At 65.2% G+C, this 16,772-nt stretch carries 19 protein-coding genes; 10 read left to right on the forward strand and 9 right to left on the reverse strand.

All coding sequences use genetic code 11. The features are described from left to right. Positions 1–37 precede the first annotated feature (37 nt). Positions 38–976, reverse strand: coding sequence for a M14 family metallocarboxypeptidase (locus tag C8D04_RS08970; RefSeq protein ID WP_116006106.1), 939 nt, complete (start codon positions 974–976; stop codon positions 38–40). A 91-nt stretch (positions 977–1,067) separates the two neighbouring features. Between C8D04_RS08970 and C8D04_RS08975 the strand changes: the two genes are divergently transcribed. The 4 genes from C8D04_RS08975 to C8D04_RS08990 all read left to right on the forward strand — a co-directional run bounded on the left by C8D04_RS08975 (position 1,068) and on the right by C8D04_RS08990 (position 4,740). Continuing rightward, positions 1,068–1,400: a hypothetical protein gene (locus tag C8D04_RS08975; protein WP_116004535.1), complete on the forward strand. Its 333-nt coding sequence runs from the start codon at positions 1,068–1,070 to the stop codon at positions 1,398–1,400. Between the two features lie 141 nt (positions 1,401–1,541). Beyond that, positions 1,542–2,963: a serine protease gene (locus C8D04_RS08980; protein WP_116004536.1), complete on the forward strand. Its 1,422-nt coding sequence runs from the start codon at positions 1,542–1,544 to the stop codon at positions 2,961–2,963. Next, positions 2,960–3,943: an FHA domain-containing protein gene (locus C8D04_RS08985; RefSeq protein WP_116004537.1), complete on the forward strand. Its 984-nt coding sequence runs from the start codon at positions 2,960–2,962 to the stop codon at positions 3,941–3,943. The genes C8D04_RS08980 and C8D04_RS08985 overlap by 4 nt, the downstream gene beginning before the upstream one ends. A gap of 239 nt (positions 3,944–4,182) precedes the next feature. After that, positions 4,183–4,740, forward strand: a complete 558-nt coding sequence (locus C8D04_RS08990; RefSeq protein WP_116004538.1) for a DUF924 family protein — start codon at positions 4,183–4,185, stop codon at positions 4,738–4,740. A gap of 295 nt (positions 4,741–5,035) precedes the next feature. On the opposite strand, the gene C8D04_RS08995 is transcribed toward C8D04_RS08990, so the two are convergent. Together C8D04_RS08995 and C8D04_RS09000 are read right to left on the reverse strand one after the other, a co-directional pair. Beyond that, positions 5,036–5,773: an SOS response-associated peptidase family protein gene (locus tag C8D04_RS08995; RefSeq protein WP_116004539.1), complete on the reverse strand. Its 738-nt coding sequence runs from the start codon at positions 5,771–5,773 to the stop codon at positions 5,036–5,038. Between the two features lie 207 nt (positions 5,774–5,980). Further along, a complete protein-coding gene (locus tag C8D04_RS09000) occupies positions 5,981–6,445 on the reverse strand; it encodes an isoprenylcysteine carboxylmethyltransferase family protein (RefSeq protein WP_116004540.1) in 465 nt (154 codons plus the stop codon). Positions 6,446–6,628: 183 nt separating this feature from the next. Here C8D04_RS09000 and C8D04_RS09005 point away from each other — a divergent pair, with 183 nt between their 5' ends. Beyond that, a complete protein-coding gene (locus C8D04_RS09005) occupies positions 6,629–6,877 on the forward strand; it encodes a hypothetical protein (protein ID WP_116004541.1) in 249 nt (82 codons plus the stop codon). Positions 6,878–6,910: 33 nt separating this feature from the next. Here C8D04_RS09005 and C8D04_RS09010 read toward each other — a convergent pair whose 3' ends face one another. Continuing rightward, the gene (locus tag C8D04_RS09010; RefSeq protein ID WP_233521247.1) at positions 6,911–7,423 is read right to left on the reverse strand and encodes a DUF2242 domain-containing protein; all 513 of its coding nucleotides are present in this window, start codon (positions 7,421–7,423) and stop codon (positions 6,911–6,913) included. A 237-nt stretch (positions 7,424–7,660) separates the two neighbouring features. Here C8D04_RS09010 and C8D04_RS09015 point away from each other — a divergent pair, with 237 nt between their 5' ends. Then, on the forward strand, positions 7,661–8,539 hold the full coding sequence (locus C8D04_RS09015; protein WP_199562988.1) for a peptidoglycan DD-metalloendopeptidase family protein: 879 nt from the start codon (positions 7,661–7,663) through the stop codon (positions 8,537–8,539). An 86-nt stretch (positions 8,540–8,625) separates the two neighbouring features. Here C8D04_RS09015 and C8D04_RS09020 read toward each other — a convergent pair whose 3' ends face one another. Next, positions 8,626–10,353 (reverse strand): AMP-binding protein, encoded by a 1,728-nt coding sequence (locus C8D04_RS09020; RefSeq protein ID WP_116004542.1) that lies wholly within the window; start codon positions 10,351–10,353, stop codon positions 8,626–8,628. A 225-nt stretch (positions 10,354–10,578) separates the two neighbouring features. Here C8D04_RS09020 and C8D04_RS09025 point away from each other — a divergent pair, with 225 nt between their 5' ends. Both C8D04_RS09025 and C8D04_RS09030 read left to right on the forward strand, forming a co-directional pair. Next, complete coding sequence (locus C8D04_RS09025) at positions 10,579–11,130, forward strand: hypothetical protein (RefSeq protein WP_116004543.1); 552 nt, start codon at positions 10,579–10,581, stop codon at positions 11,128–11,130. A gap of 4 nt (positions 11,131–11,134) precedes the next feature. Further along, positions 11,135–11,818, forward strand: coding sequence for a DUF4124 domain-containing protein (locus C8D04_RS09030; protein ID WP_116004544.1), 684 nt, complete (start codon positions 11,135–11,137; stop codon positions 11,816–11,818). A gap of 186 nt (positions 11,819–12,004) precedes the next feature. Here C8D04_RS09030 and C8D04_RS09035 read toward each other — a convergent pair whose 3' ends face one another. After that, on the reverse strand, positions 12,005–12,958 hold the full coding sequence (locus tag C8D04_RS09035) for an SDR family oxidoreductase (protein WP_116004545.1): 954 nt from the start codon (positions 12,956–12,958) through the stop codon (positions 12,005–12,007). 137 nt (positions 12,959–13,095) lie between these two features. Here C8D04_RS09035 and C8D04_RS09040 point away from each other — a divergent pair, with 137 nt between their 5' ends. Further along, positions 13,096–14,157 (forward strand): CDP-6-deoxy-delta-3,4-glucoseen reductase, encoded by a 1,062-nt coding sequence (locus C8D04_RS09040; protein ID WP_116004546.1) that lies wholly within the window; start codon positions 13,096–13,098, stop codon positions 14,155–14,157. A gap of 1 nt (position 14,158) precedes the next feature. Here C8D04_RS09040 and C8D04_RS09045 read toward each other — a convergent pair whose 3' ends face one another. Continuing rightward, on the reverse strand, positions 14,159–14,749 hold the full coding sequence (locus tag C8D04_RS09045) for a 2-hydroxychromene-2-carboxylate isomerase (RefSeq protein ID WP_116004547.1): 591 nt from the start codon (positions 14,747–14,749) through the stop codon (positions 14,159–14,161). Positions 14,750–14,786: 37 nt separating this feature from the next. Further along, positions 14,787–15,533 carry an SDR family oxidoreductase gene (locus C8D04_RS09050; protein ID WP_116004548.1) on the reverse strand — a complete coding sequence of 249 codons (747 nt, stop codon included), beginning with the start codon at positions 15,531–15,533 and terminating at the stop codon, positions 14,787–14,789. Between the two features lie 91 nt (positions 15,534–15,624). On the opposite strand from C8D04_RS09050, the gene C8D04_RS09055 reads away from it, so the two are divergent. Continuing rightward, the gene (locus tag C8D04_RS09055) at positions 15,625–16,209 is read left to right on the forward strand and encodes a TetR/AcrR family transcriptional regulator (protein ID WP_116004549.1); all 585 of its coding nucleotides are present in this window, start codon (positions 15,625–15,627) and stop codon (positions 16,207–16,209) included. A gap of 43 nt (positions 16,210–16,252) precedes the next feature. Here the strand turns inward: C8D04_RS09055 and folK are convergent, their stop codons facing one another. Then, entirely contained in the window at positions 16,253–16,765 is a 513-nt protein-coding gene (gene folK, locus C8D04_RS09060; protein WP_116004550.1) for a 2-amino-4-hydroxy-6-hydroxymethyldihydropteridine diphosphokinase, read from the reverse strand. Between the last annotated feature and the right edge of the window lie 7 nt (positions 16,766–16,772).

Raw genomic sequence — 16,772 nt, forward strand, 5'->3', positions numbered from 1 at the left:
GAGGCCTATTTGGCACTGAAACGGTCAGAAAACAGCGCTACTTCGTTTCCCCACACACAAACTCCACCGCCGCACACACCGCCGCCACCTGCGCCTCGATGCACTGCTCGGGCGTGGCGCGCGGGCTGTCGGGGTACATCTCGGTCGTCGTGGTGTAGCGCGCGCCGCTGATGCTGGCGCACAGGCCCAGCTGCTTCATGGCGTACCGGATCACGCCTGGCGCCACCACGGGCGAGCCGATGATTTCGTTCTTCTCGTCCGCAGGCGCGATGTGCGTCACACGGCCCACGGCCTCGATGATGGCTTGCTGGAATGCGGGCTGCGGGTTGTCGGTGTCGTCCACCAGGTAGAAGCCGTCGGGGATGCTGCCGGGCTCGAACACCTTGCCGTCGCGCGCGGCCACGGCGGGGCGGTATTCGGATTCGTCGGTGTCGGTGGTTTCGTGCAGGTCGATGTGGGCGGCGAACTGACCATGCAGCGGAGCCACCAGGCGCATGAGGGCGAGGGATTCCTGCGCGGGTGAGCCTTCTTTGAACGCGCGGTTGGGGTCGATGGCGTCGAAGTTCCAGCGCTGAAAACGCTCGTACGCCCAGGGGCTCACACACGGCACCACCAGCAGGTTGGCGCGGCCTGCAAAGCGGTCGGCCTGCGTGTCCACAAACCGCAGCGCGCCGTGCACGCCGCTGGTTTCGTAGCCGTGCACCCCACCGGTGACCAGCACGCTGGACAGGCCGGGTTGCCAGTGGCGGCTGCGCAGGGCCCACAGGGGAAAGCGCTCTGCTGGGTGCTGGGCGTCGGCATAGACCACATCGCCATACAGTTCCACATCCAACCGGCCGCGCAGTGCCTCGATGGCCGTGAGCACGTCGTCGGCGTAGCTGCGCTGGCGCACCTGGCGCGCGCGCCACTGGTCGCGTTCTGCGGCGCCCCAGGGTTGGCCGGGTGTGCCGACGGGGTAGAAAAAGGTTTCAGTCATGGTGCGGGAGTGCGGGGCGATGCGTCTGATGTCGGTAGGGGTTGGCGCGGTACAGCGCATTCATAGAATACCGGGCATTGGTCCGTGCCCTATGCCCTACCGCCGCAAGCCCCACCACCACGTCTACGTGGTCGAACTCTCCAAAGACGTACTGCGGGAGCCGCGCTTTCGCCGGTGCAACCCGGGCTATATAGAAGGCAAGCCCTGCGTGTACGTGGGCATGACAGGGCTGGACCCGGATGTTCGGTTTGACAAGCACAAGGCGGGCATCCAGGCTAACCGCTTTGTGACGCAATACGGCCTGCACCTGCTGCCCGATTTGTACGAGGGCTTTAACCCCATGCGCTACGAAGACGCGGTGGACCGGGAGATCGAGATCGGCATCGACCTGCGCTCGGCAGGTTTTGGGGTGTGGCAGGCCTGAGCCCAAGGCAGCAGAAGAATGGGGGCCAAGCCACAAGGCTGGGTAACGGCCTGCTGAGCGGGCGCCATTGCGCGGCAGCAGGCGTGCAATAAATCAGCACCCACGCATTTTGCTGCGCCATCGCATTCATACAATGCCGCAATGCCTTTTCCCACGTTGCGGCCGCGCCCGCTTGTCAGCTTGCTCCTTGTGCTGGCCTGCAGTTTGGCCACCGCCCAAACGGCCCCCCACCCGGCGCCCGTGGGCACACCGGCCGCTCACACGCCGGTCGTGGCGCCCCCAGGGGCACCCTCCCCGGCGCTTGCACCGCCTGCACCGGCCGCCGCCGCAGAGCCCACCACGGCGCTGTCCCGCGATGCGCGGCGCATTTACGAACTCTCGCGCGACAAGCTGGTGCAGATCCGCACGCTGCTGCGCAACGCCAACACGCAGGCGTCGATTGGCTCGGGCTTTTTTGTGTCAAACGACGGCCTGATCGTCACCAACTTCCATGTGGCGAGCCAGCTGGCGCTGGAGCCCGAGCGTTACCGCGCCGTGTACGTCACGATGGAGGGGCAGGAGGGCGAAGCCGAACTGCTGGCGTTTGACGTGCAGCGCGACCTGGCTGTGCTGCGCGCCAAAGCCCGCACGGCCCGCGCGCCAGTGCTTCACTTTCGGCCCGCCGCCGCAGCTTTGGCGCAGGGCGAGCGCATTTACTCGCTCGGCAACCCGCTGGACATTGGTTTTGCCGTGACCGAGGGCACCTACAACGGTCTGGTGCGGCGCAGCTTTTATCCGCGCATCTTTTTTGGCGGCACACTCAACCCCGGCATGAGCGGCGGCCCGGCAGTGGACGATGCCGGGCGGGTGCTGGGCGTGAATGTGGCCAAGCGGCTCGATGGCGAGGAGGTGAGCTTTTTGGTGCCCGCCGAATTCGCCCAGGCGCTGGTACAGCGCGCAGCCAACGCCCAGCCCATCACCCAACCGGCCTATGGCGAAGTGACCAAGCAATTGTTGGTGCACCAGCAGTTGCTGACCGAGCGTTTCTTGAAAACACCATTTCAGGAGCAGCGCCACGGCAACTACCGCGTGCCGGTGCCTGACGACGCGCTGGCACGTTGCTGGGGCTCGGGGCGCGACCCCAACTTTCCCAGTCTGAACCTGCAGCGCACCAAGTGCCAGGCCGACAGCCATGTGGTGGCCGGTGACTTCAACACCGGCACAGTGCACATGGGCTACGAGGCTTACGACGCGCCCACCCTGGGCGCAGCGCGGTTTGCCCGGGTGTTTTCCCAGAGTTTTGGCAACGAGCCCTTTCTGAAGCGCGGCAACCGCCACCAGACGGCCGTGGAATGCACCGAAAGCTACGTGGACGCAGGCAGCCTGCCCATGCGGGCGGTGGTCTGCATGTCGGCCTACCGCAAGCTGCCCGGCCTGTACGACATGACCGTGCTGGCCCTGTCCATCAACCAGCCGACGCAGGGCGTGCTGGGCCGCATGGACGTGCAAGGTGTCGCTTTCGACAACGGCATGAAACTGGCGAGCCACTACCTGCAAGCCTTTCGCTGGGAGGCCGCGCCATGATGCCGACCCTGGGACTGCTGGAAGCCTTTGACCGCCACAGCGCCTTGCTGGCGCGCACGCCGATTACGCGCTGGCCTGTGACTGTGGGCCGAGGGCTCGATTGCGATCTGGTGCTGGACGACCCGTTTGTCGCACCCACACACCTGCGCATTGACCGGCCGGTGGACGCGCCCCGCACGGTGCATGTGGAGGTGCTGGAAACCCGCAACGGCGCAGGCCTGCAAGGCAAACACTACGGCAAAGGCGAAGGCTTCGACTGGCCCGACGGTACGCCGCTGGACATTGGCCGCACCCGCATCACGCTGCGCCTGGCCGACACGGCCATCGCCGACGAGCAGGCGCTGCCGCAGTTCCCATGGCGCAGGGTTGCCATTACAGCCGTACTGGTGGCATTGGTGGCGGCTGTGGTGCTGGGCTCGTCGTGGCTGGAGGCAAACGATGCATCCAAATTCCTGAAATCGTTGCCCGGCTTGCTGCTGGGCATGCTGTTGGTGCTGGGTATCTGGTCGGGCGTGTGGGCGGTCACCAACAAGGTGTTTGACGGCCACTTGCAGTTCTGGCGCCATGTGCGCATTGCCTGCGCTGCATACCTTGTGGCCGAGGCGGTGCAGCTGACCACCAGCCTGGCTGCATTCGCTTTCTCCTGGGAGGCTTTGTCGCACTTCGCCTACCTGCTCATGGTGCTGGTGCTCGCCGGGGGCCTGTATGCCCACCTGGCGGCGGTGCTGCCGCGCCGCCGCGCTGGTCTGGCCTGGACGGTGGCTGCGGTCGTGGCCTTGGGTATACCGGCCTGGCTGGGTACGCAGTGGCTCGACCGCATGCGCCTATCGAACACGCTTTACATGAGCAGCCTGTTCCCGCCAAGCCTGCGCATGGCCCCGGCCGTGCCTGTTCCGCAGTTTCTGCAGAAAGCCCAGTCGCTGCGCGGCAAGCTCGATCGCCGCCTGCGCGATGACGGCCAAGCGGACGATGACGAATAATTCCTTTTTTCAATCAATCGCGTACGCAAAGGCGGCAAAGTCATCGTTTGATTGAGAAATGGAACAGGCGCCAAGGTCGTCGCCGCAGCAGTGCATGGGCTAACGCCCGGTAAGCCGCCCTGTTGGATGCCAGGTTTTGCCACATGCCCTGGGCCTGGAATGCGCGGTTTGGCGTATCTTGGACAGGTACTCCCCTGCTTTCCATCGACAAGCCCGCACCACACGATTCTCCAGGCACCATGAAAAACCACCGCCCCGTCAGCCCCGAAACCATTCTTCAGTTCTGGTTTGAAGAACTGACTGCCCCACAGCACTTTGCCAAAGACGCCGCGCTGGACGCCGCCATTGCCACCCGCTTTGGCGCCACGCTGGAGGCCGCCACACGGTGCGAGCTGTATGCGTGGCGCGCCACCGCACCGGGGCGGCTGGCAGAAATACTGGTGCTGGACCAGTTCTCGCGCAATGTGTACCGCGACACACCGCGTGCCTTTGCGCACGACGCCATGGCCCTGGTGCTGGCACAAGAGCTGGTGGCCAGTGGGCAAGACCGCAGCCTGCCGCCCGCGCAGCGCGCCTTTGCCTATCTGCCGTACATGCACAGCGAATCTGGCGTGGTGCATGTGCAGGCAGTGCAACTCTTCTCGCAGCCGGGGCTGGAGGACAACCTGCGCTTTGAACTGCAGCACAAAGCCATCATCGACCGCTTTGGCCGCTACCCGCACCGCAACGCCGTGCTGGGTCGCGCTTCCAGCGATGAAGAGCTGGCGTTTCTGCGCGAGCCGGGGTCTGCGTTCTAGGAGTCTGTCGGGCTTGGAGCATCGAAAGCGAGAATCGGCCCCAGCGAGAACAGTTTTTGCCGGATTTGCAGCCCCATAGCCCGGCTATGGGGCAAAAAGACGGTAGAAAATGGACCGCTGCGGTCGATTCGCAGCCGACGATTGCCAAGTCCGACAGGCTCCTAGCCATCATGGTCGCCGCCCCCTATCGACCGCCTGCGGGCCTGGGCGCAGGGCAGCGCAAGCGACCGCACACAAACCATCGCGGCCTGACAGGCGCCAAGCCACGCGCTGCGCCCTCGCGCAGCCCTGCGATTCAACCCTTCGGCTTTTGCACCGGGTTGGCCAGCAGCCAGTTGGCCGGGTAGGCGCGCAAAAATTCGCGGGCCTTTTGGGGGTGGGCGGTGAGCCAGGCGTCGTAAGAGCCTTCGTTCAGCACAGCGGGCATGCGCTTTTCGGTGCCGCCGTGCTGGTAGCGGCCCATCAGCGCATGGCTGTTGGCGTTGACGGTGAGCAGCGTAAAGCTGGTGATGGTGTCGCCCTCGGCACCCGTCCAGCATTCCCACAGGCCGGCCACGCCCATGGGCTTGCCGTCAACCCGGGCAATGCGCGTGGGCACGGGCTTGCCGCTGCGCAGGTCGTCCACAAAGAACGCCATCATGGGCACGATGCAGCGCTGCGCGTTCAGCCAGGTGGCGCGGAAGTGGTTGGAGGTGCTGACCGTTTCCTGCCGCGCATTGACGAGTTTAGTCGAGCGCAACTTGGCATCCGACACCGACTTGACCCACGGCGGCACCAGGCCGAATTGCCCGGTCACGAGTTCGCGCACGGGCTTTTCGCGGGCGGGGGGCTCGGTAGGCTCTGATGCGGGTTCTGATTCGAGCACTGGCGTGGGCTCCAGCACGGGCGCAGGATCGGTGCTTTGCATCTTGCGGATAAACACGCCCGGCCTGCGCGGAAAGAGGTCATGCGCCACGGGGGTGTCGGGCGCCGCCACGTGGAAGGCGTCGGGGTACAGCGTGACGGGGTGCACGCTTTCGTAATGGGTGGTCATGCGGCCATGCTATCTGATTCGCAAAACTATGGTCTTGATAGCTGCTAACGCTTACCCATCAAGCGCTAGAGGCACTTTTACCAATAATTCAGTCACCCGGCGCTTATTCCGTTTCTCAATCAATCGAGTACGCGAAGGCGAAGCGCAGACAGTGCTCTAGCACGGCAAGCGAAGCCGACAAAGTAATCGTTTGATTTAGAAATGGAATTACAGCCAGCGCCGCACCTGTGCACAGTAGTCGGTGTAGGGCGCTCCAAAGCGGGCCGCCAGCACATGCTCTTCGGGCTTGATCTGGTAGCGCGTGATATAGGCCACAAACACCAGTGGCCCCAGCACCGCCCACGGCGAGGCCAGGTACAGCGCCAGACCCAACAAGATGAGCACCATCCCCAGGTACATGGGATTGCGCGTCACGCGGTAGACACCCGTGGTCACCACCGCGGCAGCCCGGTTGGGCCGCAACGGGCTGATGGTGGTCTTGGCCTTGAGGAAAGCCCGCAGGCCCGCCAAGTCAAAACACGCACCCACACCCGCCAGCACCAGGGCACCGCCCAGGCGAACGCCGTAGGGCACATCCAGCACAGGCGGCAACCACGCCGCTGCAGCCACCATGGCCCCGGCGACGGTGGCGGCAACCAGGGGCGGCGGAATTTTCAGTTCAAGCGAAGGCATGGCAGAGGTGCGGGCAGAGGTGGGCTTGCATCATCACACAGGCGAGCGCACTGGGGCCGCCAGTCTCCCCCGGCGGCGGATGGACACTATGTTTTCAATAGCAATTAGCGCTGGCGCATCCACAAGCGAAGCGTTTTTTCTACAACATGGGTTACCCTCGTCCGATTTACCAAGGAACACAGCATGAAGAAACTCAAAGTCACCATTGAACTGGAAATGGCCGTGCCGGACGACTGGGAGCTGGTGGGCACCTCAGAAGGTACGCCGGTACTCAAGCTGCCCAATGGCGTGTTCATGGATATTGCCATTGAGCCGCTGTTTGCCAGCGACCCGGAAGATGTCTGGAGCAGCACCGAGGAAGAAGATGTGCTCAACGACATCCTGGACATGGTGGAGAGCGAAGCTGTCACCTACGAATTTGTCACACACTGAGCGCAAAGACAGGCCCGCCGGCGCTCCCCGCTGTCAATCGTCCGCAAGATCGCTGGCGGAGAGGTAGCGGCGCACCAGGTCGAAAAAATTATCGTAAAAACCATCGGCAGCAATCGTCTCGCTGCCGATTCTGACCATGGCCTCGCTGCCGGCCATAAAGGGCAGCGACACCGAACCCAACGCGCCCACACCCAGACTGGCCGAGTTATTGGCCTTTTTGAGGGTGTAGCGGTCTTGCACTGCAGTGACAAAGCCCAGGCTGACCTGCCCGTTGGCCGCATCGGGGACGCACACCACACGGATCAGAATTTGCAGGTGCGATTCGGCGTCGGGCTGGAAGTTTTTCTTGCCCTCCACCTGCTCTGCCGAGGCGGAATTGATGAGGTACCCCTGGCTCAGCAACGCGCGGCGCGCAGCCTCGCAGGTGTGGGCGGGGCTGGCATCAAACAGGCGCGAATAGGTCGCCACCGAGCCAAAGCGCTCTTGCGGCCCGTAGTGCTGCACCGGAGGCACGGTGTTGCAGCCCGCCAGCAGCAGGGCCACCATGGCCACGGCCTGCCGGGCGCAGCGGTGCATACGGGCCAGCGGAGGGGCGGTGAGGGTGCCACCAAAAACAATCACGGGGTTTGGGTTCAAGGACAGATTTCTCAAAGAATCAGGGTAGACGCGCACGGGGCCACACAGTTCCCGGCATTCTATGATTTGCATAGCTGATGGCGCCCGCACAATGGGTGCCCGGCCGTGTTTTGATGCACACCCAGCCCCGCGCTACGGAGACCACCTATGCCTGCCCTACACCCCTCACCGTTTGCCCCCCTTGCCCTGCGCCGCCGCACGGCCCTGCTGGGCACTGTGGGCCTGCTGATACTGCCCGCCGCATCGGCGCAGGCAGCAACTTTGCCGCGCAGCCTGGCGGTGCCCGGTGGCGTGGCGCGGCTGCCGCTCGGGCCGGGCGCAGCACGCCCCGTGGCGCACCTGCAGCAAGGCGGGGTCGATGTGCCTTTGCTGGTATTGGGCGATGCACAGGAATGGACAGCGTTGGTGGGCATTGCCCTGGCAGCAGCCACTGGTCCGGCGCAGATCACCGTGCAGGCCGCCGATGGCAGCCAGCGCACCGTGGCCTTCCGCATTGCGCCCAAACGCTACAGCGAGCAGCGCCTGAAAGTAGCGCCCGGCACAGTGGATTTGTCGCCCGAAGACCAGGCGCGCTTTGAGCGCGAGCGCGCGCACCAGGCGCAGGTGATGGCCACTTTCAGCACACCCTTGCCAGAGGTCTTGGCACTGCAGGTGCCGGTGCCAGGGCGGCGTTCCAGCTCGTTCGGGCTGCGGCGCGTGTTCAATGGCCAGTCGCGCAATCCGCACAGCGGCATGGACATTGCCGCCCCCACGGGCACCCCGGTGGTGGCACCGCTGCCGGGGCGGGTGATGGATGTGGGTGATTATTTTTTCAACGGCAACACCGTGTGGCTGGACCACGGCGGTGGCCTGCTCACGATGTACTGCCACCTGAGCGCCACTGACGTGCAGCCCGGCGATGTGCTGCAAACCGGCCAGCGCCTGGGCGCGGTGGGCGCCACGGGCCGCGTAACGGGTCCGCACCTGCACTGGGGCGTGATGCTCAACCGCACCATGGTGGACCCGGCACTGTTTTTGGCAGCGTAGTAACAGCCTGTTTAATTATCAAATTGATAGCTTATAACGCTTATCTATCGGGCGCTACAGGCCTTTTTTTGCACTAATTCCTGGTTTCAGGCGGTCTTGGCAACCTGCAGCTGCAACTCGGCAATCATCTGGTCACGCATGACAAATTTCTGCACCTTGCCGGTGATGGTCATGGGCATGTCGTCCACGAAGCGGATGTAGCGCGGCACCTTGTAATGGGCGATCTGGTCGCGGCAGAAGTCGCGCACCTCGTCCTCGGTGCAGGTCTGGCCGGGCTTGGGCACGATCCAGGCGCAGATCTCCTCGCCGTACTTGGCGTCGGGCACGCCGAACACCTGCACCGACTGCACCTTGGGGTGGCGGAACAGGAATTCCTCGATCTCGCGCGGGTAGACGTTCTCGCCGCCGCGGATCAGCATGTCCTTGGCGCGGCCGACGATGTTGCAGTAGCCCTCGGCGTCGATGGTGGCCAGGTCGCCGGTGTGCATCCAGCCGTCCCGCACCGCCTCGCGCGTGCGTTCCTCGTCGCCCCAGTAGCCTTGCATCACGGAGTAGCCGCGCACCAGCAGCTCGCCCTTCTCGCCCACGGGCACCACCTGGCCCTCGGCATCGACCACCTTGGCTTCCAGCATCGGCTGGATGCGGCCCACGGTGGAGACGCGGCGCGCCAAAGGATCGGTGGTGGAACTCTGGAAGGAAACCGGCGAGGTCTCCGTCATGCCGTAGGCGATGGTGATCTCGGAGAGGTGCATCTCGGCGATCACGCGCTTCATGGTCTCAATGGGGCACGGCGAGCCGGCCATGATGCCGGTGCGCAGGCGCGAGAGGTCGAACTCGGCGAAGCGCGGGTGGTCCAGCTCGGCGATGAACATGGTGGGCACGCCGTGCAGCGCGGTGCAGCGCTCCTTGCTCACGGCCTGCAGCGTGGCCACGGGGTCGAACGACTCGCCCGGGAACACCATGGTCGCGCCCGTGGACACGCAGGCCAGCACCGCCAGCACCATGCCGAAGCAGTGGTACAGCGGCACGGGGATGCACAGGCTGTCGGCCTCGGTGAAGTCCATGGCCTGCGCAATGAAGCGCGCGTTGTTCACCACGTTGTGGTGCGTGAGCGTGGCGCCCTTGGGGTTGCCCGTGGTGCCACTGGTGAACTGGATGTTGATGGCGTCGTGGCACGACAGGCCGGCGCCCAGCGCGTCGAGCGCAGCAGGGTCCACGCGGGTACGGCCGCTGGCCAGCACGTCGTCATAGTTGAGCATGCCGGGCGTGCGCTCGGCGCCCAGGCGGATCACCATCTCCAGGGCGGGCATGCGCGCGGCCTTGAGCGCGCCGGGCGCGCAGGTGGCCAGTTCGGGCGCCAGGCGCTGCAGCATCTCCAGGTACTTCGAGGTCTTGAGCTGCTCGGCCGTGACCAGGGCGCGGCAGCCCGAGAGGTTGAGTGCGTATTCCAGCTCGGCAATGCGGTAGGCCGGGTTGATGTTCACCAGCACCAGCCCGGCGCGTGCCGTGGCGAACTGCGTCACCAGCCATTCGACACGGTTGGGCGACCAGATGCCCACGCGGTCACCCACGCGCAGGCCCAGCGCAATGAAGCCCGCCGCCAGCGCATCCACCTCGGCCTGGAACTGCGCCCAGGTCCAGCGCACGCCCTGCTCGCGGAAGACCACGGCAGGCCGGTCGGCGAAGCGCTGCACGGTATCGAGCAGGAAGCGGTGGATGGGCGCGTCGGACAGCGCAGCGTCGGTACGACCCTTGACCTGCGCGAGGCCGTTCAGGGGGGCAATATTCCAGTCCGTGGCAAGGGATGCGGGCATGCTGCAAATCTCCAAGGGTCGCGCGGGCGCGCAAAAAAGGCTATTGTGCAGACATCCCTCCCACCAAACGGGCCAAAATGGTTGCAAAACCGACCTTTTGGCTCCAGCGCTTGCAGGCAGCAACATCCGTGAAGCTGCTGTAAAGGCACCGCCCCCGGGTCAACCAAACGGTTTGGCGGCGCGTCAAGCACAGTGGGTTCTTCCACGCCAACCGGTACGCACACCATGAAAACCATCCGCACGACACGCATCCTGGCCCTGGGAGTTCTCGCCCTGCTGGCCAGCGGCTGCGCCACCACTGACAGCCCCTACTACGAGGCCCGGCCTTACCCTCGGCAAGAGCCCGGCATCATTTACACACCGGGCGCCTACCCTGTGTACCCAGTAGCGCCGCCTCCGGTGGAATGGCGCCGCACCGACCGCGACAGGTGGGAGCGCGAAAACCGCATTTACGAACGCGACCGCGACCGTTGGGAAAGAGAGCGCGATCGGGATCAGAACGCCCGCCGCGAGCGTGAACAACGCGAGCAAAACGCCCGACGTGACCGCGATGCACGTGAGCGCGAGATGCGCGATCGCGAACAACGCGAGCAGAACGTCCGACGCGACCGCGACGCACGAGAACGCGAAATGAGAGAGCGCGAAGAAGCCCGCCGCCAACAGGCCGAGCGCGACCGCAAAAACCGTACCGCGCCCGACGGCGGCCCACGCCGCGACTACGACCGCTACAACCCCAAAACCGGCCAGTGGCTGCCCAAAGCAGACGATTTGCCTTAAGGCCATGGCACTTCGCGAGCGTCTGCACCTTATTGCGCTGTGCATTGCGGCAGGTTTGTGCCTGCCCGTGCATGCCCAAGTCGTGCGCTGTACCGACGCCCGCACCGGGAAAGTGATCTACACCGACGGCGGCTGTGCCAGCGGCACGGCAGCGCGCGAGGTGGAAGCACGCAAGACGGATGAGGAAATCCGCCAGGAGCGTATCCAGGCGGCCGAGGCGCTGGAGCGAAAACAACTGCGCATGGACGCCGAGGCCACCGCCGCCCGCCAGCAGGCCGAACGCGATGCGCTGCGCCCACGGGCCGCCCCGCCCTCACCCAACTACGCCCACACCCAGGAGTGTGTGCGCTCGCGCCGCCTGATGCAGGAGGCGGCCGATGCGCAGGCGCGCGAACCCCTGGTGTACAACCCGCGCCTGGAGGCGGCCCAGCGCCAGATGGACCTGGACTGCCTGGGCCCTGAGGGTTATGCCGAAATGGAAAAGGCCCGCGCCCAGCGCCCGCAGGTCGTGGTGGTGCCCGTGGGCCGCCCGGTACATACAGCACCGCCGCAGCGTCCCAAACTCACCCATTGCACCGATTTCACCTGTTTCGACACCCAAGGCAAAGGCTACCCGCGTGCGGGGCCTGGCCGCCTGCCGGGACCGGACGGCACTTGCCGCTCGGCGGGTGGGCGCGCACCGTGCTAGAGACCCCCCCTGAGCCGCTGCGCGGCTTCACCCCCTCTCCTGCGGGAGGGGGGACGCACCCAGTGGCCGGGCGAAGCCCGTTCCACGGGTGCCCTGGTCATCCGCTGGTGAGGGCAAGGACGTAATCCCGTTCGCCGTCCACACCGAAAAGACCACAGGAGGCGCAGCCCCACCGCGCGAACGGGGTCAAACAGAGCGCAGCCCCTGCGCCACCGTGGGGTAGCGCAGGCGCAGGCGCAGTTCACGCCGCAAGCGGGTGTTGTCCAGGCGGCGTGACTCCCCCATAAAGCTCAGCAGCGCCAGCGGCAAAGCCGCCTGTGCTGTGCTGCGCGGCAGGCGCGGCGGGCGCGGCAGGCCGTACAGGTCGGCGGCCAGATCAAAGTAGTCGCCCATCTTCATCTCGCTGTCGTCGCTGGCGTGGTACACGCGCTGCGCTGCACCGCGCCACAGCGCCGCCACGCAGGCACGCGCCAGGTCGTCGGCATGGATGTGGTTGGTGTACACGTCGTCCTCTGCCGTCAGTACGGGCGTGCCCTTGCGCAGCCGCCCCTCGGGCGTGCCGTTCTCGCGGTCGGGGGCGTAGATGCCAGGCACACGCAGGATGCTGGCGCGCACGCCCGCACGGCCCAGGTGGCGCACCGCACGTTCGGCATCCACCCGGCGCTGGGCACGCGGCGTGCCTGGCGCCACGGGGCGCGCCTCGGTCACCCAGGCGCCGGCGCAGTCGCCGTACACGCCGCTGGTCGATGCATACACCAGCGCATCGGGCAGGCTGCGCTGGCGCAGGCTGCGCACCAGGGCCAAGGTGCGCGGGTCGCGCCACCAGTCGGTACCGCCGCCCTGACTCGGCGGTGGTGCCAGGTGCACCACGCGGGTGGCCAGCCCGGCCAGGCGCCGCAGGCTGGCAGGCTGGTCCAGATTGCCACGCAAGGGCTGGATGCCCCATGCCCGCAGCGCCCCCACCCGCTCGGAGCTGGAGGTCAGCGCCAGCACGCGCACGCGCGGGTGGCTCGCGCTGGGCCCTTGCAACTGACGCGCCACGCGCAGGCCCACATCGCCACAGCCGACGATCAACACGCGCTGGCGGCGAAAACGGGCAGGCAGTGCGCCCAGGGCAGAAGAAATGGCGACAGAGCTCATGGCGTGGCAGTAGAGGAATAAGACGCCAGGACGCACGAAGGCCCGCTGGCAACAGGGACAAGGCCCAGGGAGCATTCAGAATCCCCGGGCAAAATCGACCGGTTTGCAATAAAAGACCACGCAAGGATAACCAAAGCATGAGCCCCGCCACGCCGCCGACCACCCCCGCCCAGATCACCGTGCAGCCCAGTGGCCGCAGTTTTGAGGCACTGCCCGGCGAAACCATGCTGGCCGCCGCTATCCGTGCCGGTGTGGGTCTGCCCTATGGTTGCAAGGACGGCGCCTGTGGCTCATGCAAATGCAAAAAACTCGAAGGCAGCGTGGTGCATGGCGAACACCAAGAAAAAGCCCTGAGCGCCGCCGAAGAAGCCGCAGGCTGGGTACTCACCTGCTGCGGCACGGCACAAGGTCCCGTGGTGCTCGAATCGCGCCAGGTCACGGACGAAAGCGCCTACCCCATCAAGAAATTGCCGGTGCGTGTGGCCGCGTTGGAAAAATTGTCCAATGACGTGATGCGCATGCGCCTGCAATTGCCGACGGCCGATACCTTTCGCTACCACGCGGGGCAGTATGTGGAGTTCATCCTGAAAGATGGCGTGCGCCGCGCCTATTCGATGGCCAACGCACCCCACACCCAGGAAACCGCCCCCGGCGTGGAATTGCACATTCGGCACATGCCGGGCGGCCGATTTACCGACCATGTGTTTGGCGCCCTGAAAGAGAAAGAAATCCTGCGCATCGAAGGCCCTTTTGGCAGCTTCTTCCTGCGTGAAGACACGGACAAGCCCATCGTCATGGTGGCCTCGGGCACCGGTTTTGCGCCCATCAAGGCGTTGATCGAGCACCTGCGGCACAAGGGCAGCGTCCGCCCGGCCACCCTGTACTGGGGCGGGCGACGTCCCGGAGATCTGTACATGGAGGCATGGCTGCGCGAACAAGTGGCCGCCATGCCGAACCTGGTGTACGTGCCCGTGGTGTCGGACGCGCTGCCCGCAGACGGCTGGAGCGGTCGCACCGGCTTTGTGCACCAGGCCGTGCTGGAGGATTTTGCCGACCTCTCGGGCCACCAGGTGTACGCCTGCGGCGCCCCCATCGTGGTCGATTCAGCGCGCACGGCCTACACCGCACAACGCGGGCTGCCGCCCGAAGAGTTTTATGCCGATGCGTTTACTTCTGAGGCAGACAAGCATCCGAAGTGACTCAGGACAGGGCCTGTTCCACAAAGTGCAGCCGGTCCTGCCCCCAGAACATTTCGTCGCCCACGAAAAAGGTCGGCGCACCAAAAACTCCTCTGGCAACCGCTTGGGCGGTGTTTTCCTTGAGACGGTCTTTCACGGCCTGGTCGGCAATCTGCGCCATGAACTGCGCCGCATCAAAACCCGCATCCACCAGCACCGCACCGATTTCGGCGGGTTGATTCAGGTTCCGCGGGTGTTCGAACATGGCGCTGAAGATGGCTCGCAGGTAGCGCTGAAACTCTTCCTCACCGCGCATTTGCATGGCGACGGCGCCGCGCATCAGCGCCAGGGTGTTGATGGGAAAGTGCGGGTTCCACTGGAATGGCACACCATAGGCCTGCGCCCAGCGCTGCAGGTCGTCATTGGAGTAGCGCCCTTTGGCCGGCACCTCCGCCGGGCTGCTGTTGCCCGTGGCCTGGAAGATGCCGCCCAGCAGCACCGGTGTCCAGACGATCGTCGCGCCATGTGCCTGCACGATACGGGGCAGGTGGTGGTAGGCCAGATAGGTGTAGGGGCTACCGACATCAAACAAAAATTCAACGGTCTTGCTCATAGGGTTCTCCGGGAATGTCAAGGGGCTGGGAGCCGCATTACCAGCGCTCGATCCAGGGGCGCAGGTCCAGTTCATGTGTCCAGGCGTCGCGCGGCTGGGTGTGCAGGTGCCAGTAGTTGTCGGCGATATGGTCCGGGTTGAGGATGCCGTCCTTCTCTTTTAGCGCATAGCGCTCTGGCGCGTTCTCGCGGATGAAGTCGGTGTCAATGGCACCATCGACAACAACGTGGGCGACATGAATATTCATCGGCCCCAGTTCACGCGCCATGCTTTGTGCCAGCGCACGCAGCGCGTGTTTGGCCCCGGCAAACGCCGCAAACTGGGATGAGCCCCGCAACCCGGCTGTGGCCCCGGTAAAAAGAATCGTGCCGTGCCCACGCTGGACCATGCGCCGCGCCACCTCGCGCCCGACCAGAAAGGCGCTGAAGCAGGCCATCTCCCAGATCTTGAAATACTTGCGCGCCGTTTCATCCAGGATGCTGCAGGGCACATTGGCGCCGATGTTGAACACCACCACTTCGATGGGTGCGATGTCGCGCTCGATGTCATCCACCAACTTCACTACCTCGTCCTCCTTGCGCGCATCCGAGGCAAATCCATGCGCGCGCCCGCCGCCGCGGATGATTTCCTCGACCAGGGGGGTGAGTTTGTCAGCCGTGCGGCGGGTGACGCAGGCGATCAGCCCCTCTTTGGCGAAGCGCTTGGCGATGGCGCCGCCTGTAGCATCGCCCGCCCCAACGATCAGTGCTGCGCGGTCTTTTCGGGCGTCCAAATGTACTGTCATTGCATGCTCCGCTTTTAAATAACGATCGTTATCGTAACGATCGTTATGTAACAATGCAAGCTCTTTCAAGACCACTTCAACAGACAAAACCATGCGCTATGCACCTGAACACAAGGAAGGTACGCGGGCACGCCTGGTCCAAGCCACGGGGGCGCTAGCCAAGCGCCAAGGCTTTTCAGGCACCGGCATTGACGGCCTGATGGCGGCGGCGGGGCTGACCTCGGGTGCGTTTTATGCCCACTTTCGCTCCAAGAACGAGTTGCTCGAAGCCATCGTCGACAACGAGCTACAGCGCTCGGTGGCGCTGTTTGCGCAGCAGTCGCCCGCCAAAGCGATGAAAGTCATTGAAGGCTACCTGAGCCCTGCCCATGTGGCACACCCTGAATCGGGCTGCGCCGTGCCCGCCCTGGCGCCCGAAATCGCCCGGGCCGACGCTGCGACACAGCAGGCCTTTGAGCGCGGCGTGCTGGCCCTCAAGGAGCAGTTGCGCACACTGACGGGCGACGACGCCCGGGCCTGGTCCCTGATGGCCCAGTTGGTCGGAGCCGTGATGCTGGCGCGGGGACTACCGTCGGAGTCCACGCAACAGGCGCTGCTCGATGGTGTGCTCCAGCAGGTACGGCGGCTTGTGGACGATGCGCCGGACGAGGCAGGCCGCGCCGAAAATACAGAATAAAACCGACTCCAGAGCCCACCCAACAAGCGCCAATAGCTATTATTTAAGTAGCATTCAACCAGGCCGGGCCGTGGTGTAAGTCGATAGTCTGGCCAGACACCGCCTGCAATGCCGCGGGCGATACCTGTTCGGGGGCCAGTTCAGCGAGCGGCAGCAGCACAAAGGCGCGCTCATGCATGCGCGGGTGCGGCACGGTGAGCTGCGGGGTGGCGATGCACTGGTTGCCGTAGAGCAGGATGTCGAGGTCCAGCGTGCGCGGCGCATTGCGGTAAGGGCGCTCGCGCCCGGCGCCCTGTTCGATGGCCTGCAATGCGGCCAGCAGCGCGTGTGCGTCCAGTGGGGTGGCGATCTCGGCCACGGCGTTGAGGTAGTCGGGCCCGCCCGCGTCCACCGGGGCGCTGCGGTACAGCGATGAGACATGCAGCACCTGCGTGCCCGGCAGCGCAGCGATGGCGCGCACCGCCTGGCGCAGCGCGGCATCACGCTCTCCCAGGTTGGCGCCCAGGCCGATCCAGGCGCGGGCAGTGGCACCCGTGGTCGGCGCAGAAGTCTTCATGCCGCCC

Source organism: Simplicispira sp. 125 (genome assembly GCF_003096555.1).
GTDB lineage: Bacteria > Pseudomonadota > Gammaproteobacteria > Burkholderiales > Burkholderiaceae_C > Simplicispira.

What these genes read in the sequence shown, in the direction of transcription:
- C8D04_RS08970 (WP_116006106.1), bottom strand. Translation starts at nt 976, where the DNA reads ATGACTGAAACCTTTTTCTACCCCGTCGGCACACCCGGCCAACCCTGG.
- C8D04_RS08975 (WP_116004535.1), top strand. Translation starts at nt 1,068, where the DNA reads ATGCCCTACCGCCGCAAGCCCCACCACCACGTCTACGTGGTCGAACTC.
- C8D04_RS08980 (WP_116004536.1), top strand. Translation starts at nt 1,542, where the DNA reads ATGCCTTTTCCCACGTTGCGGCCGCGCCCGCTTGTCAGCTTGCTCCTT.
- C8D04_RS08985 (WP_116004537.1), top strand. Translation starts at nt 2,960, where the DNA reads ATGATGCCGACCCTGGGACTGCTGGAAGCCTTTGACCGCCACAGCGCC.
- C8D04_RS08990 (WP_116004538.1), top strand. Translation starts at nt 4,183, where the DNA reads ATGAAAAACCACCGCCCCGTCAGCCCCGAAACCATTCTTCAGTTCTGG.
- C8D04_RS08995 (WP_116004539.1), bottom strand. Translation starts at nt 5,773, where the DNA reads ATGACCACCCATTACGAAAGCGTGCACCCCGTCACGCTGTACCCCGAC.
- C8D04_RS09000 (WP_116004540.1), bottom strand. Translation starts at nt 6,445, where the DNA reads ATGCCTTCGCTTGAACTGAAAATTCCGCCGCCCCTGGTTGCCGCCACC.
- C8D04_RS09005 (WP_116004541.1), top strand. Translation starts at nt 6,629, where the DNA reads ATGAAGAAACTCAAAGTCACCATTGAACTGGAAATGGCCGTGCCGGAC.
- C8D04_RS09010 (WP_233521247.1), bottom strand. Translation starts at nt 7,423, where the DNA reads ATGGTGGCCCTGCTGCTGGCGGGCTGCAACACCGTGCCTCCGGTGCAG.
- C8D04_RS09015 (WP_199562988.1), top strand. Translation starts at nt 7,661, where the DNA reads ATGCCTGCCCTACACCCCTCACCGTTTGCCCCCCTTGCCCTGCGCCGC.
- C8D04_RS09020 (WP_116004542.1), bottom strand. Translation starts at nt 10,353, where the DNA reads ATGCCCGCATCCCTTGCCACGGACTGGAATATTGCCCCCCTGAACGGC.
- C8D04_RS09025 (WP_116004543.1), top strand. Translation starts at nt 10,579, where the DNA reads ATGAAAACCATCCGCACGACACGCATCCTGGCCCTGGGAGTTCTCGCC.
- C8D04_RS09030 (WP_116004544.1), top strand. Translation starts at nt 11,135, where the DNA reads ATGGCACTTCGCGAGCGTCTGCACCTTATTGCGCTGTGCATTGCGGCA.
- C8D04_RS09035 (WP_116004545.1), bottom strand. Translation starts at nt 12,958, where the DNA reads ATGAGCTCTGTCGCCATTTCTTCTGCCCTGGGCGCACTGCCTGCCCGT.
- C8D04_RS09040 (WP_116004546.1), top strand. Translation starts at nt 13,096, where the DNA reads ATGAGCCCCGCCACGCCGCCGACCACCCCCGCCCAGATCACCGTGCAG.
- C8D04_RS09045 (WP_116004547.1), bottom strand. Translation starts at nt 14,749, where the DNA reads ATGAGCAAGACCGTTGAATTTTTGTTTGATGTCGGTAGCCCCTACACC.
- C8D04_RS09050 (WP_116004548.1), bottom strand. Translation starts at nt 15,533, where the DNA reads ATGACAGTACATTTGGACGCCCGAAAAGACCGCGCAGCACTGATCGTT.
- C8D04_RS09055 (WP_116004549.1), top strand. Translation starts at nt 15,625, where the DNA reads ATGCGCTATGCACCTGAACACAAGGAAGGTACGCGGGCACGCCTGGTC.
- folK (WP_116004550.1), bottom strand. Translation starts at nt 16,765, where the DNA reads ATGAAGACTTCTGCGCCGACCACGGGTGCCACTGCCCGCGCCTGGATC.